Origin of the sequence: Priestia sp. YIM B13489, from assembly GCF_042787645.1 — a bacterium.
GTDB lineage: Bacteria > Bacillota > Bacilli > Bacillales > Bacillaceae_H > Priestia > Priestia megaterium.
This window is the reverse complement of the sequence record NZ_JBHZOQ010000053.1, coordinates 533375-548797: the sequence shown is the minus strand read 5'-3', so window position 1 is coordinate 548797 and position 15423 is coordinate 533375. Positions and strand designations below refer to the sequence as shown.

The following is a 15423-nucleotide window of genomic DNA, read 5'->3' as shown; positions in this document are numbered from 1 at the left end:
TACAAAAGGTTTTCGCTATTTAGTTACAGAAATTTTAAATTTGTCGAAGAATTCAAGCTCAATAAAAATAGTTGCTAACATACCAATTTATCAATTCGTTTCCATGAAAATAAGCAGCGATTGTGCCTATAAAAATAAATGGAACGAAAGGAATTGGTACACCTACCTTTGCCTTTTTCATTAATAACGCTCCTATACTAACGATTCCGCCTATTAATATAGCTAAAAAAAGCGATAGCAAAACAAGCTTTACTCCAAGCACAATACCAATCAAAGCATACAGTTTAATATCTCCTTCTCCAAGCCCTCCTCTGCTGAGAAATGCGATTAGAAAGAGGAGAAAAAATGCGATTCCTCCTCCCATTAAGGAATCACTCCACGAATTTAATGGAATGAAAAGACGCTCAAGTAGAAAGATAGGCAAAAAGAAAAGCAGCACCTTATTTGGGACAATCATATAGGCTATGTCTGAGACAACTATAATTGTTAAAAAAGAAACAAAGGTTAATATGACAATCAGTTCTAACGTCATATTCAATCTAAAAAAAGCATATACAAATAAACTTCCTGTCGAAAATTCTATGAATGGGTAGATGAAGGAGATTTTTTTGTGACACATACTACATTTTCCTGCATTTTTAATGTAGGAGACTATGGGAATTAATTGTTGTGGAGAAAGAACGTATAAACAGTGTGGACAATGGGATCTTGGAGATAAAATAGATTTTTTCTGAGGTATTCTAAGTCCTGCTACGTTATAAAATGAACCTAACGTGATACCTGAAACAAAGGCATAGAGGTAAATTAAACTCATACTATTTCTTCCATCTCAGGCCTGCTGCTTAATTGTAGGTTTTCTTTTGAGTGAAGGAATGTATCTCGTTCCCTTAAATAGCTGCCAAGAAACGGAATGAGAAAAGCTGCAAGAAGACCTATTACGATAACCAGTACGATCACTTTCATTAGAGAAATTCCTTTATTCCTCGTTGACAGTTTATCCATTTCAATATCTCTCCTTTATTGATTAGTATCAAACAGCTCCTTGGTTAATAAACTGAATCATAATACCCATAAAAGTAATATTCTGTATGCCTCCTTCCTTAAAACACACTTTTTATAGGTAATAAGGATTATACCACTAAAAAACAAAAACAGCATAAAAAAACGTCTGCAAAAGCAGACGTCTTTTAATAGTAAGGAGCCATAAATAAGTAGACAATTACACCTGTAAGACTTACATAAAGCCAGATTGGCATTGTCCATCGCACAATTTTTTTGTGTTTTTCAACTTGCATTGTCCAGCCCCACACAAGTGCAAACAGTGCCAGCGGAACAATAATCGCTGCTAGGAAACTGTGTGTGATCAAAATGAAGAAGTAAATGGGACGAACGATTCCTTCTCCACCGAACGTAGCTGTTTCTGTGGAAATGTAATGGAATGTTAAATATGAAACTAAAAAGAGCAGTGTGGAAGTAAATGCTGCTAAAATAAAACCTTTATGAGCATTAATATTTTTCCTGAAAATTGAAATCAACGCTGCAACTAAAAAAATAAACGTAAAACTATTCAAAATAGCATTTAACCGTGGAAAGATAGTCAAATCAAAACTTACTTTTCCTTGATAGCCAATATTCGAAAAGAATAGCAGTAAAATAATAACATTCGCTATCACTGAAAAGGTAAGAATAATACCGGTAAAGTTTTTATTACTTTTTGGTACAATTTTTTCATTATTCTTACTCATGTTAACAATCTCCTTATTTAGTGATGTACATGTTTATTATATATCACTTACCTAGGGGGTGAAAGTGACAATACTTTGAACTTAGTGCTTCCTTATTATCCGTATCCCTTCCTCACATTATGTTAAAAGCAGCAAGATTTCACTTGCTGCTTTTGCTCATTTTAGAAGAAAAGCCCTTACTTCTGATATAAAATACAGAGACCCTGTAATCACGACCATGTCTTGTTCACCTGTCGCCTTTTCCTTTACGTAAGCAATTGCTTTTTTCCACTCTTCATCCATATGCTTATTATGATGAGTACTCATCTCATAAAGCTCCCCAGCTGCGCGAGCACGAGGAAAGTCAAACGACGTAAATGTAATACTTGCAGCGATTGTTTCAAGTTCTTGAACCATTCGATCAGCACTTTTATCATTTAAGCAGCTGAAAATTAAATGAATGTTTCGATTTTCATAATGAAGGCGTAAAGTAGATAACAAGCTATCAATGCCTTCTGCATTATGAGCCCCATCAATAATCGTTAAAGGATGCTCATTTACTATCTCAAAGCGGCCGTTCCACTTTGTATGCTGAATCCCTTTTATCATTTGCTCATTGGAGATAGAAAGCTTTTTCTTTTCTTTTAAATAACAAACGGCCATGAGAGCCAAAGCTGCATTTTTCACTTGATGATAGCCAAGCATATTTAATTCTAAATGTTCAAATGTGCCATACGGCGTTTTTAACGCAAAGCCTTCTCCATTTGCTAAGGGCTCATAGTTTTTAATGTCAAAATCTTTTCCTAACACAAATAACGAAGCATGCTTTGACTTTGCTTCTTCAGTAATGACATCAAGCGCCTTCACTTGCTCTGCACCGGTAATAATAGGGACTTCTTTTTTAATAATCCCCGCTTTTTCTGCTGCAATTTCTTCTACCGTATCACCTAGTATTGCCATGTGATCAAATCCAATGTTTGTAATAATACTCACCATAGGATTCACAACATTTGTTGAGTCATACCGTCCTCCAAGACCTGTTTCAAACACAGCATAGTCAACTGACTCATGATAGCCGAAATAAAGAAAAGCCATGACTGTAATCACTTCAAATTCCGTTGCCGATCCTAAGCTTGTATGTTCTAGTCGCTCCACAACAGGCTTTATTTCCTGAACAAGAGCGGTCATTGCTTCATTTGAAATAGGCGTTCCATTCACGCTGATCCGTTCATTAAATGTTTCGATATAAGGAGAAGTAAACGTTCCAACTTTATGCCCTGCTTCTTCTAACATGTTTCGCAAATAAGAAACGGTAGAACCTTTACCATTGGTCCCAGCAACATGAATAGCATTTAGATTTTGCTGCGGAAAATCAAGCTGCTCTAGCATCCATTCCATTCGTTCTAACCCCGGCTTGATTCCAAAGCGAAGTCTGTTATGAATCCAATCAAGCGCTTCTTCATATGTCGTTATCATCTTTTATTCACCTTTCTTTTCCATCGCTATTATTATGTAAAGAAAAAGCGTCGCTATACAAGCCACGCTTTTTCTGTTGGTTCATTAACCCATTGATTATCCGCGTAATTCAGCAATACGAGACTGAACAGCTTCGCGTTTTTCAACATAATCCTGCTCTTTTGCACGCTCTTCTTCTACTACTTTAGCAGGCGCTTTTGCAATAAAGCCTTGGTTGTTTAATTTCTTTTGTACACGTTCTACTTCTTTGTTTAACTTGCCGTATTCTTTTTCTAAACGCGCGATTTCTTCTTCGATATTAATTAAACCTTCAAGAGGTAAAATTAATTCTGCGCCTGTTACAACAGCAGTCATCGCTTTTTCATCTAATGAAACATCTGTTGAAATCACAAGCTCACTTGGATTACAGAAACGTTCTACATACGCACGGTTCTTTTCGAGCTGGCTTTGAATATTTTCATCTTTAGCTTTGATAAATAATTTTACTTGTTTGCTCATCGGCGTGTTCACTTCAGCACGAATGTTACGAACAGCGCGGATAATATCTACAAGTAAACGCATATCGTTAGCAGCTTCTTTATCAGAAAGCTCAGGGCGTACTTCCGGCCATTTAGCTACTGTAATTGATTCGCCTTCATGCGGCAAGCTTTGCCAAATTTCTTCGGTAATAAACGGCATGAATGGATGTAAAAGTCGCATTGTGTTATCAAGTACATAAGCTAAAATTGAGCGAGTTGTCTTTTTAGCTGCTTCATCTTCTCCGTAAAGAGGAAGTTTAGCCATTTCAATGTACCAATCGCAGAAATCATCCCAAATAAAGTTATAGAGAATACGTCCAACTTCACCGAATTCATATTTGTCAGCTAATTTTGTTACGTGCTCAATCGTTTCATTTAAGCGCGTTAAAATCCATTTATCAGCAACTGACTTTTCGCCTGATAAATCAAGCTCTTCAAATGTGATGCCGTCCATGTTCATTAATGCAAAACGAGAAGCATTCCAAATTTTATTTGCAAAGTTCCACGTCGCTTCGACTTTTTCAAAGCTGAAGCGTAAATCTTGTCCTGGTGAGCTTCCTGTAGATAAGAAGTAGCGAAGAGAATCTGCACCGTATTTCTCGATTACTTCCATTGGGTCTACACCGTTACCAAGTGATTTACTCATTTTACGACCTTCAGCATCTCGTACAAGACCGTGAATGAGTACATCGTCAAACGGACGTTTACCCGTAAATTCAAGACCTTGGAAAATCATGCGAGATACCCAGAAGAAAATAATATCGTAGCCTGTTACAAGCACGTTTGTTGGGTAGTAGCGTTTGAAATCAGCTGCATCCAAATCGGGCCAGCCCATTGTTGAGAATGGCCATAGCGCTGAACTGAACCATGTATCTAATACATCTGAATCTTGTTCCCAGTTTTCGATATCTGCTGGAGCCTCATGATCTACGTATACTTCTCCAGTTTCTTTATGATACCAAGCTGGAATGCGATGTCCCCACCAAAGCTGACGCGAAATACACCAGTCGCGAATATTTTCCATCCAGTGTAAGTATGTCTTTTCAAAACGATCAGGCACGAAGTTTACTTTTTCTTCTTGCTTTTGAAGATCTACTGCTTTATCTGCTAACGGCTGCATTTTTACAAACCATTGAGTTGATAAATAAGGTTCAACAACGGCACCGCTTCGTTCACTGTGACCTACTGAATGCATGTGGTCTTCAATGTTGAACAATACACCGTCTTCTTGAAGGTCTTTAACAATTTGCTTACGGCAAGCAAAACGATCCATTCCTTCATATTTACCTGCTTTGTCATTCATCGTACCGTCCTGATTCATCACTAAAATACGCTCTAAATTATGGCGGTTTCCAATTTCAAAATCGTTCGGGTCATGAGCAGGCGTAATTTTCACCGCACCAGAACCGAATTCCATATCTACATAATCATCGCCTACGATTGGAATTTCACGACCTACAATCGGAAGGACAACCTTTTTGCCGATTAAGTGCTTATAGCGATCATCTTCAGGGTGAACAGCTACAGCCGTATCTCCTAGCATTGTTTCAGGACGAGTTGTTGCGATTTCAATATGTCCAGAACCATCTGCCAACGGATAGCGCATATGATAAAACGCACCTTGTACATCTTTGTAAATAACCTCGATGTCTGAAAGAGCTGTTTTTGTAGCTGGATCCCAGTTAATAATATATTCTCCGCGATAGATTAACCCTTTTTTGTAAAGCGTTACGAATACTTCGCGCACTGCTTTAGAAAGGCCTTCATCAAGCGTGAAGCGCTCGCGTGAATAGTCTAAGCCAAGTCCTAGCTTCGACCACTGCTGGCGAATAAAGCTTGCATATTCTTCTTTCCATTTCCATGTTTCGGCTACAAAATTTTCGCGGCCTAGATCGTAGCGGCTTTTCCCTTCGCTGCGAAGCTTTTCTTCTACTTTTGCCTGCGTTGCAATCCCCGCATGGTCCATGCCAGGAAGCCATAAAACGTCATAGCCTTGCATGCGCTTCATACGCGTTAAGATGTCTTGTAACGTTGTATCCCAAGCGTGGCCTAAATGTAGCTTGCCCGTTACGTTTGGGGGTGGAATTACAATTGTATATGGCTCTTTTTCAGGGTCATTTGTTGCTTCAAAAAACTTCCCGTCTAACCAATACTGATAACGATTTTCTTCAACGGCTTTTGGATCATACTTCGTTGGAAGAGTCACTTCTTTTTCAGACATAATGTATACCTCCATAATATAAAGTTTCAGTCTTTAGAAACTGTGTAAAGCTTTTATAAACATAAAAAAACTCCTTTCCTAATAAAAGGACGAAAGGAGTTGATTTCGCGGTACCACCTTTTTTTATAGACGTATCCCGTTTGATAAGCCTATACACTTCATTTCATAACGGTTGATTAACCGGCTTTTTCTACTGAGCTATGCAGCTGTTCAAAAAAGCTACTCATAGGCGACATTCCGAGTGCACATTCTTAAGAAATCTCACAGCAGCTGATTTCTCTCTCTGAAAGACGAACATCCCGTACTCTTCCTATTCACTGTATTTATGTATGAATTTCTCTTAATTATACTATATGAAAAAATGTTGAATCGTCAATAATCTTCTCCACTTTTTTACGATTATATTCATAATTTTTTTGTTCTGCTCTTTATTTTTTCATTCACTCGCTAATTTTGGAAATAAAATGAAGAGTCCGCTCAAAAAAATGACACCATTTCTTTCTTTTTTCATATACTTACTTTAACCTGGGCACGTGGATTGAAAGGGGCATGTACAAATGAAGAAACGAATAAATGTAAATTCGTATCAGCTGCAGCGGTGGCTCAAAACAGCAGGAGCGGCTTGTGGACAGTTTATTGTTCCTTTAACAATTTTTCAAGGTATACGTACACTATTTTTCCCTACAACCTTTGATGTACTGTTGTTGGCACTGCTTGCCATACTAGCGGTTGCTTTATATTCGGACTGGATTTAAAAACCCAAGCGCTATTCGTTCGCTTGGGCTTGTGCAGCTGCTTCCGCTGCCATTTTTTTTTGCTGATCTACTTCAAATATTTTAATATTGAGCTGTTCAATGTTTTTCGTCAGCCAGTATGCTCGAATAAATGACTGCATATGTTCAAGCTCTGTTTTACTTTCTTTATGCTGCCTATATTGAACGATACACTGATACAAGGGTTCTGGAAACGCCAAATAACTGTGTAAAAGCAGCCGTTCCTCTTCTCTGAGAGCAAAATGTTTTTCATACGTACTAAACCACTCATAGCTGTCATAGGTAGTTACTGGGTATGTGCGAAGAGTACGGAAATAAAATGAGACCAAATCATAAATCGGTGAAGCATCTTTTGCATGTTCAAAATTAATAAAAAAACCATTTCCCCGTTCATCATAGATAAAATGTTTAGCCGATAGCTTTCCATGAGACGTAACCAGCCGGATCTTTTCTTTTTCTTCCATTTCATCGTTCCACTGATCGAGCTTTCCAAAACCAAATTCAAGCGCTCTTGTCATTTCATAATAAAACGTACAGTAATGCAATTCAAACGGGGACATATAGATTTTTTTCTCGCATTCTGCTACATACTGCTTCAGCTCTTCCTGACGTTTCTCCCACGTTTCTTTCATCGATGTATAATGATTTTCTATATCTTCTTTTTTCACTTCTACTTCCTGCGCCGAAGCGCCGTGAAGCTTAGCAAGCTCTTGAAATAATTTATGATATCGAATATCACGCTCTTCGGTCGGATTATTTGGGAGCCACGGCATTAAGTAATACGAGCCGCTTTCATCTGAAACAATGGGCTGAGAACGCTTTGTTTGATAAATAGGGACAAATCCCATCCATCCTTTTTGATACACGTTCTGCAGCTTTTGAATGAAGTTTTGATTTCGTTCTTGATGATTCGCCATTTCTTTAAGCGCAAATACGCCGGTTTTCGTATAGACTTTTTTTACTTTTCCGTAGTCTTCGATAAAGTCAACATCTAAGTCATATTCTTTTAACAATACTTTGTAGTCTGCTACTGTCCGCTGCATCTATATTCTCCTTCCTCGTAAAAAATAAAGAAAACAGTTAAGACATTATATGCGTCAAAACTGTTTTCTTTCCGACTTTAACGAACGGGAATATTTAAGATGCTTCCTTCTTCCAGCTCATATTCATCTTCTAAATTATTCACTCGTAAAATGTTTTGTACATTCGTATTATAGCGGTTTGCTATCGTATCAAGCGAATCTCCGTCTTGAACAATACAAAGCTTCCACGTTGAAAAAGCTTCTTCTTCCCGCGAAAAGAGCTTTGTTAAATAAAGGGCGTTTTCATTTCGGCCGCTTTCATTTTCTTCTTTCCGAAATTCAACAATAATCTTTTCCTCTTCTTGTTCAGCTTCTTCTTGCTCAGCCTCTTGTTGAACGTCAGCATACGTATTCAATTCACTAGCTTGCGATTCTTCGAAGCTTTCTTGCTCTTGACGAAGCTGAAACAGTTCAATCACATTGTCTTCTCTTTCTTCCTCGATTTGGGCCTCTTTTTTCACTTCGACTTCAAATGGTTCATATGCTTCCTCTTCATATTCCACAACCGGCTCAGCACGAGATTCTTTTTTAAATACAGATGAAAAATAACTAGGGGTCTCTTCTGAATGCTCTTCTGAATGCTCTTCTTCAATAGCCTCTGCCTCTAAAAGTGCGGGAGCTTCACGATAGCTTACGTCAAACTCTTGTTCTTCTTCTTCTTGAGCAACGTTTTCAGTATATACCTCTTCAGCATCGTCCACTTCTTCATAAGAGACGATGTGCTGTTCCTCCGAAAACTCTTCCTCTTCTTCTCGTTCCTCATGCTGTTCTCCGTACAATCCTGTGATGGACAAGTCAGCCATTAGCTGCAGCTGATTTGTGTCTGGCAATTCATAATCAAATAAATCAATAGATACATATACGTCTTCAATACTTTGAATACGATTTTTAGGAATGGTAATATCAACAGGAAATTGATGTGATAATTCAGCCGTTCCGTCTTCACGGACAGAGATAGATTGCACTTGATTCTCATTTGTATATTCGCGTAACGAGTGCTCTCCCTCGTACGTTTCGTATTCACCTGTTAATTGTAATGCTCCTCGAATAGACACGTATTGGTCATATTCTTGAATAGATACTTGAGGCTCTAAGGAGATAGACAAAAGTTGTGAGACTTCCTGTCCTTTTTGAAACCATACTGATTCTTCTACGGAAAAACGCAGACATGATAAATTATCCTGCGACAAATTGTTCTCCCCCTTCCAACACCCGCCAGGTAATAGCGCGGTCATTAAAGATGTATGAACAAATAAATTAAAATATGTCTTTAAAACTAAAAAAGCTTACGGAATACTCCGTAAGCTTTGATATAAAAGTCAATCTTATTTATCTGTTTATCCACGTAACTTCGAAAAGGCTTTTTCAGCTGCTGCAATTGTATGTTCAATGTCTGCATCTGTATGAGAAGTTGATAAAAACATTCCTTCGAATTGAGAAGGAGGTAAAAACACGCCTTCATTAGCCATTTCACGATAGTAAGCTGCAAAATAATCTAAATTCGATGTTTTCGCTGTTTCGTAATTTATTACCTGTTCGTTTGTAAAGAAGAAACCGATCATTGAACCAGCTCGGTTTACCGTAAACGGCACATCATATTTTTCAGCTGCTGCCATCAATCCTTCTTCTAAGCGATCTGCTTTACGAATGAACTCATCGTAGGATTGAGATGTCAGCTGCGTTAACGTCTCGTATCCAGCTGTCATCGCAAGCGGATTACCTGATAATGTACCTGCTTGATAAATCGGGCCGCTTGGTGCAACTCGCTCCATAATTTCAGCTTTACCACCGTAAGCACCCACTGGTAAACCGCCACCGATTACTTTTCCTAAGCAAGTTAAGTCAGGCATAATGTTGTAGTATCCCTGTGCACAGTTGTACGCTACGCGGAACCCTGTCATTACTTCATCAAAAATTAGCAGTGAGCCATATTCTGATGTGATATCACGAAGCCCTTGTAAGAAACCTGGCTGAGGCGGTACCACACCCATATTTCCTGCTACCGGTTCAACGATTACTCCGGCAATGTCATCTCCGAATTCTTTAAAAGCATATTGTACGCTTTCTAGATCATTGTACGGCACTGTAATCGTGTTTTTAGCGATTCCTTCAGGCACTCCCGGGCTATCTGGTAGGCCTAACGTTGCAACGCCTGAGCCAGCTTTAATTAGAAGAGAGTCACCATGTCCATGGTAACAGCCTTCAAATTTTAAAATTTTGTTGCGGCCCGTATAGCCACGTGCTAAACGCAGTGCGCTCATCGTTGCTTCCGTACCTGAACTCACCATACGGACGATTTCAATTGAAGGAACGCGCTCAATAACAACCTTAGCAAGCTCATTTTCAATTAATGTTGGTGCACCAAAGCTTGTACCAGATTCCGTTACTTTTTTTACTGCTTCAACTACTTGATCGTTGGAATGTCCGTGAATTAAAGGTCCCCATGATAAGACGTAGTCAATATATTTGTTGCCGTCAATATCGTAAATCGTAGCGCCTTTTCCTCGTTCCATAAAAATAGGATCCATATCTACTGATTTAAATGCACGAACAGGACTGTTTACTCCACCCGGCATTAATTGCTGCGCTTCTAAAAAAGCTGCTTTTGACTTTTCATAACTTCTCATGTGTAAGCCTCCTTAATTACTTGTCAGATAACCAGCGTGCTGCGTCTTTAGCATGATACGTTACAATTAAATCCGCTCCTGCACGCTTCATGCTAATTAATTTTTCAAGAACAATCTCTTTTTCATTTACCCAGCCGTTTTGAGCTGCCGCTTTAATCATTGAATATTCACCGCTCACATTATAAGCTACTACCGGTAAATTAAACGTATTTTTTACATCGCGCATAATATCTAAATATGATAGAGCCGGTTTTACAATTAAGAAATCTGCTCCTTCTTCGACATCAGATTCCGCTTCTCGAAGTGCTTCTAAGCGATTGGCTGGGTCCATTTGATATGTTTTACGGTCTCCAAATTGAGGAGAAGAATGCGCTGCATCGCGGAATGGTCCGTAAAAAGCAGATGCATATTTAACAGCATAAGACATCACGGGCACATCTTCAAATCCAGCTTCGTCTAGACCGTGGCGAATAGCTGCCACGAAACCGTCCATCATGTTTGAAGGCGCAATAATATCCGCTCCTGCTTTAGCTTGACTGACCGCTGTACGCGCTAATAAGTCAAGGCTAGGATCGTTTAAGATTTTTCCGTCTTCAATTACACCACAGTGGCCATGATCTGTGTATTGACATAAGCATGTATCTGCGATAACAACAAAGTCTGGAAAACTTTCTTTAATTTGACGAATACCTTTTTGGACAATTCCGTGGTCATGGTATGCCTGTGAGCCGACCGCATCTTTTTCAGCGGGAACACCAAATACCATAGCTGACTTGATTCCTAAATCGACTAACTCTTGGATTTCATCATTCAAGTAGTCTAAAGAAATTTGATCCACACCTGGCATTGATTTTACAGCATTTCTTTTTTGTTCACCTTCTACAATAAAAATAGGATATATAAAGTCTTCAGCATGTAAATGTGTTTCACGTACAAGCGCACGCATATTTACAGAATTACGAAGACGACGATGACGTGTAAATTGTAAATCTTTCATGTTAAAATCCTCCTTTATTATTCAAAACAACTAACCAACATATCTATCATACCATTTATTGTGTATGTGTTAGGAACAAGATGCTTAATTCCATATTCGCTCGCTGTCTGACTCGTAATAGGACCGATGCAAACAACTTTGGTTCTATTTATAAGCTCAAGCCAATTAGGAATATCTTTAACTGACTCGACAAAAAATCTCACTGTAGAAGAACTTGTAAAAGTAATGGCATCAATTCCTGTTTCTAAATGTTGCTTAACCAAGCGTTCAGAGTCTTGATTTCGAATGGTCTGATATACAACTAAATCCGTTACCTCACAGTCTTTTAAGCCATCTTTTAAAACAGAGCGGGCTAATTGTCCTCGTACAAGGAGAACTCGCTCGTGATGTGACACATTTGCTTTTAACGACTCAAGAAGTGATTCCGCAACGTATTCTTTTGGAACAAGTTGCACGTTAACATCATGTTTTTCTAGCAATTTTGCGGTTTTTTCTCCAACCGCAGCCACTTTTAATCTTTTTAAAGCACTCCAACTGATATTTAACTCTTGTAGCCATTCAAAGAAAAAAGAAATGCCGTTTTGACTTGTAAAAACAATCCAATCAAAACAGTCAATCGACAGCAGGACATCTTCCACTTCTTTTTCATTGTTAGAACGTGCGAACGTGAGGACTGGTAAGCTTAAAGGTATGCCTCCAAGCTTTTTAATCTGTGCTGCAAATGAATGAGCCTGCTTCGCTTCTCTTGTAATCAAAACTTTTTTTAAAAAAAGAGGAGCCTCATGACTCATTATTTGTCCAGCTCCTCTTTTACACGGTCAATTAAAAGCTTAGCTCCTTGAGATGTTAAGCGCTCAGCAGCTTCTGAACCGATAGCAACGGGGTCTTTTCCCGTAATTTGCTCTTTGTAAATCGTTTTGCCATCAGGAGACGCGACTAGCGACGTTAGCTCAATGTTTCCGCCGTTCAATATACGCCCATAACCCGCAATCGGCACTTGGCATCCGCCTTCCATCTCTTTTAAAAATACGCGTTCAGCTCTAACAGCACGAGCGGTTTCATCATGATTTAGAGCTTGAAGAAGCGATAATAATTCATGGTCATTTTCTCGGCATTCGATAGCTAAAGCTCCTTGTCCTACAGCGGGAACGCTTATTTCCGGCTCTAGGTACTGAGTGACCGTATCTCTCGACCAGCCCATACGAGATAACCCTGCAGCTGCCAAGATAATCGCATCGTAATCTTCATTTTTTAATTTCTCTAGGCGTGTGTCGATATTTCCTCGAATCCATTTAATTTCGATATCTGAACGCATAGATAGAAGCTGTGCCCCTCGACGCAAGCTGCTTGTCCCAATCACAGCACCGCTTGGTAGCTCCTCAAATCGTTCACCATTTTTTGAAATAAGCGCATCACGATGATCTTCTCGTAAAGGAATACATCCAATCGTTAATCCTTCTGGCAAAACAGCTGGCATATCTTTCATACTATGAACGGCCATATCAATTTCTTCATCTAACATGGCTTGTTCAATTTCTTTTACAAAAAGACCTTTACCGCCTACTTTGGACAGCGTTACATTTAAAATTTGGTCCCCTTTTGTAACCATTTCTTTAATTTCAAACTCAAAAGGAAGACCTTGTTTTTTTAACTGTTCAATGACCCACTTGGTCTGTGTTAACGCAAGTTTGCTTCGACGAGAGCCGACAATAATTTTTCGCATGTTGTCCTCCTAATTACGAACCCCAAAAGTGAAAATTCGATAAACTGCCAAATAAAAAGAAATTAATAAGTAAGACTAAGAACAATCCAATATTCCACATTGCGATTGCCTTTCCTTGAATACCTCTACGCAGTCTAGCATACAAGTAAGCGCTGTATGCAACAAACATTAAAAATGAACCTAACACTTTTGTATCGTACCAATGAAAATCTACGTATTTAATATAAGCCCATATGATTCCTAAGATTAACGAAAGCAATAACAGCGGTACACCAATTAAAATTAATACATAGGACATGTAATCTAGCTTTGTTAAATCTTCAATTCTTAGCAAGCGCTTGCCCCACTTCTTCTTTTTCAATAAATTATACTGAACAAGATACAGAGCGGAAAAAACAAAAGAGACTGAAAAAGCGCCGTAAGATAAAATAGCCATGGTAATATGAATGATTAATAATTCTGACACAAGGCGCTCCGACTGGACAGCAGTGTATGTTTCAAGTGGAGCAAACGTATGAATAGCCATAATTAAGAAACCAATCACATTTGTAAAAAACACCATAAAATCAACGCGAAACAGGCGATTAATCACAAGTGAAAGAGTAATTAAGACCCACGCGTAAAAATACAGCCCTTCAGAAACGGTAAGAATAGGAAACCTTCCCGTCTCAAACATTCGTAAAATTAAAAAGGCTGTTTGCAAAACCCACACAATAGAAAGTAACCAGAAGGCTATCGAGTTTGCCTTCCGGTTATTTTGTACAAAATCAATAAAATATAATAAAACGCTCGCCGCGTATAAAATCACAATCAATTCATAGATTCTGGTTAATTCCATATCAACCATTATTCAATCCTCACTTAAGACTGATAAGCTACTGAATGAGACGTAATCGATGTATGAAGCTGCTCTTCTTTTTCTTTTTGCAAAGCAACTTCCTGTTCAATATTAAAAATCTTCATGAACAGCTCTAAAGACTCTTCAGCATGTTTCTCTCCAGCCAATTCTTTCGCGTGTAAAATTGGATCGCGAAGAAGTTGATTAATTATACTTTTTGTATGTTTATTTAAAACTTTGCGCTCACGCTCAGATAAATCTGGGAGCTTACGATCAATGCTTTTCATCGTTTCAGCTTGAATGGTAAGTGCTTTTTGACGAAGTGCAGAAATAACAGGCACAACGCCTAATGTACCAAGCCAAGACTTGAAAGCAACAATTTCAGCTTCAAGCATAATTTCAATTTCATCCGCAGCTTTTTGACGCTCTTGCAAATTGGATTCTACAATCCCGTTTAAATCGTCGATATCATATAAAAAGACCGTCTCTAGCTCATCTAGTTCTGGATCTAAGTCACGCGGAACGGCGATGTCTACCATAAACAATGGACGGCCTTTACGCGTACGCTCGGCTTCACTCATCATTTGTTTCGTTACTACATAGTCATTAGCCCCTGTTGAACTAATTAAGATATCTGCTTCGCTTAAAGCATGTTGAAGATCAGCAAATGGTTTGGCTTCTCCAGAAAAACGGTTTGCTAGCTCTTGTGCCTTTTCAAATGTTCGATTCACTACCGTTACTTTTTTAGCTCCGCTGCCATATAAATTCTGTACGGCAAGCTGACCCATTTTTCCCGCACCAAGAATCAACACATGTTTGGACGATAAGTCTCCAAAAATCTTTTTAGCAAGCTCTACCGCTGCATAGCTGACAGAAACTGCATTTGCACCAATTTCTGTTTCATGATGAGCTTTTTTGGCTAATGTCACAGCTTGTTTAAACAGCTGATTAAAAACCGTTCCAATTGTTTCTTCTTCTTGAGCAAGCAAAAAGCTTGAACGTACTTGTCCAAGAATTTGTGTTTCACCAATCACCATTGAATCTAATCCACATGCTACTCGGTATAAATGTTCGATGGCTCCATCATTTTCATAGATGGTTAAATAAGGCGAGAACTCTTCTTTATCTATTCCGAACCATTCAGCTAAAAATGCTTTTACATAATAACGGCCCGTGTGTAATTGATCAACAACAGCATAAATTTCCGTACGATTGCATGTTGAAACAATGATGTTTTCCAAAATACTTTTTTGGCCGCTTAACGTTTTCATGGCAGATGCTAGTTCTTGCTCATTAAAACTAAGCTTTTCTCTTATTTCAACAGGGGCTGTTCGAAAGTTTAAGCCGACTGCTATAATATGCATTTGTACATACCCCCTATAATTGAAATGTGCTTATTTATCCGAATTTGACGGGCAGTAACCCCTAAATTCCCAAAGAGCTA

At 38.6% G+C, this 15423-nt stretch carries 14 protein-coding genes and 1 other annotated feature; of the genes, 1 reads left to right on the top strand and 13 read right to left on the bottom strand.

From position 1 onward, the window contains the following. Positions 1 to 58 precede the first annotated feature (58 nt). The 5 genes from ACFX4W_RS08665 to ACFX4W_RS08645 all read right to left on the bottom strand — a co-directional run bounded on the left by ACFX4W_RS08665 (position 59) and on the right by ACFX4W_RS08645 (position 5939). Entirely contained in the window at positions 59 to 814 is a 756-nt protein-coding gene (locus ACFX4W_RS08665) for a prepilin peptidase (RefSeq protein ID WP_043976104.1), read from the bottom strand. Beyond that, a complete protein-coding gene (locus ACFX4W_RS08660) occupies positions 811 to 1002 on the bottom strand; it encodes a hypothetical protein (protein WP_097824636.1) in 192 nt (63 codons plus the stop codon). Before ACFX4W_RS08660 ends, ACFX4W_RS08665 begins: the two co-directional genes overlap by 4 nt. A gap of 185 nt (positions 1003 to 1187) precedes the next feature. Then, on the bottom strand, positions 1188 to 1745 hold the full coding sequence (locus ACFX4W_RS08655; protein ID WP_013059351.1) for a DUF420 domain-containing protein: 558 nt from the start codon (positions 1743 to 1745) through the stop codon (positions 1188 to 1190). A 156-nt stretch (positions 1746 to 1901) separates the two neighbouring features. Further along, positions 1902 to 3200: a bifunctional folylpolyglutamate synthase/dihydrofolate synthase gene (locus ACFX4W_RS08650; RefSeq protein ID WP_377559350.1), complete on the bottom strand. Its 1299-nt coding sequence runs from the start codon at positions 3198 to 3200 to the stop codon at positions 1902 to 1904. A 96-nt stretch (positions 3201 to 3296) separates the two neighbouring features. After that, positions 3297 to 5939: a valine--tRNA ligase gene (locus tag ACFX4W_RS08645; protein WP_377559349.1), complete on the bottom strand. Its 2643-nt coding sequence runs from the start codon at positions 5937 to 5939 to the stop codon at positions 3297 to 3299. Positions 5940 to 6021: 82 nt separating this feature from the next. Continuing rightward, positions 6022 to 6266 (bottom strand) — a binding site (T-box leader). A gap of 230 nt (positions 6267 to 6496) precedes the next feature. Here ACFX4W_RS08645 and ACFX4W_RS08640 point away from each other — a divergent pair. Continuing rightward, the gene (locus ACFX4W_RS08640; RefSeq protein WP_013059354.1) at positions 6497 to 6694 is read left to right on the top strand and encodes a hypothetical protein; all 198 of its coding nucleotides are present in this window, start codon (positions 6497 to 6499) and stop codon (positions 6692 to 6694) included. 11 nt (positions 6695 to 6705) lie between these two features. Here ACFX4W_RS08640 and ysxE read toward each other — a convergent pair whose 3' ends face one another. The 8 genes from ysxE to hemA all read right to left on the bottom strand — a co-directional run bounded on the left by ysxE (position 6706) and on the right by hemA (position 15343). Further along, positions 6706 to 7755: a spore coat protein YsxE gene (gene ysxE / locus ACFX4W_RS08635; protein ID WP_025750608.1), complete on the bottom strand. Its 1050-nt coding sequence runs from the start codon at positions 7753 to 7755 to the stop codon at positions 6706 to 6708. Between the two features lie 77 nt (positions 7756 to 7832). Then, the gene (gene spoVID, locus ACFX4W_RS08630) at positions 7833 to 8984 is read right to left on the bottom strand and encodes a stage VI sporulation protein D (protein WP_043976094.1); all 1152 of its coding nucleotides are present in this window, start codon (positions 8982 to 8984) and stop codon (positions 7833 to 7835) included. Between the two features lie 147 nt (positions 8985 to 9131). Continuing rightward, positions 9132 to 10421, bottom strand: coding sequence for a glutamate-1-semialdehyde 2,1-aminomutase (hemL, locus tag ACFX4W_RS08625; RefSeq protein WP_043976084.1), 1290 nt, complete (start codon positions 10419 to 10421; stop codon positions 9132 to 9134). Between the two features lie 16 nt (positions 10422 to 10437). Further along, a complete protein-coding gene (gene hemB / locus ACFX4W_RS08620) occupies positions 10438 to 11418 on the bottom strand; it encodes a porphobilinogen synthase (protein ID WP_043976082.1) in 981 nt (326 codons plus the stop codon). Positions 11419 to 11435: 17 nt separating this feature from the next. After that, positions 11436 to 12209 (bottom strand): uroporphyrinogen-III synthase, encoded by a 774-nt coding sequence (locus tag ACFX4W_RS08615; RefSeq protein ID WP_043976079.1) that lies wholly within the window; start codon positions 12207 to 12209, stop codon positions 11436 to 11438. Next, positions 12209 to 13141 (bottom strand): hydroxymethylbilane synthase, encoded by a 933-nt coding sequence (hemC, locus tag ACFX4W_RS08610; protein WP_043976077.1) that lies wholly within the window; start codon positions 13139 to 13141, stop codon positions 12209 to 12211. The genes ACFX4W_RS08615 and hemC overlap by 1 nt, the downstream gene beginning before the upstream one ends. Positions 13142 to 13154: 13 nt before the next feature. Beyond that, positions 13155 to 13988: a cytochrome C assembly family protein gene (locus ACFX4W_RS08605; protein ID WP_025750612.1), complete on the bottom strand. Its 834-nt coding sequence runs from the start codon at positions 13986 to 13988 to the stop codon at positions 13155 to 13157. A 14-nt stretch (positions 13989 to 14002) separates the two neighbouring features. Further along, positions 14003 to 15343 carry a glutamyl-tRNA reductase gene (gene hemA, locus ACFX4W_RS08600; protein WP_013085134.1) on the bottom strand — a complete coding sequence of 447 codons (1341 nt, stop codon included), beginning with the start codon at positions 15341 to 15343 and terminating at the stop codon, positions 14003 to 14005. Positions 15344 to 15423: the final 80 nt, after the last annotated feature.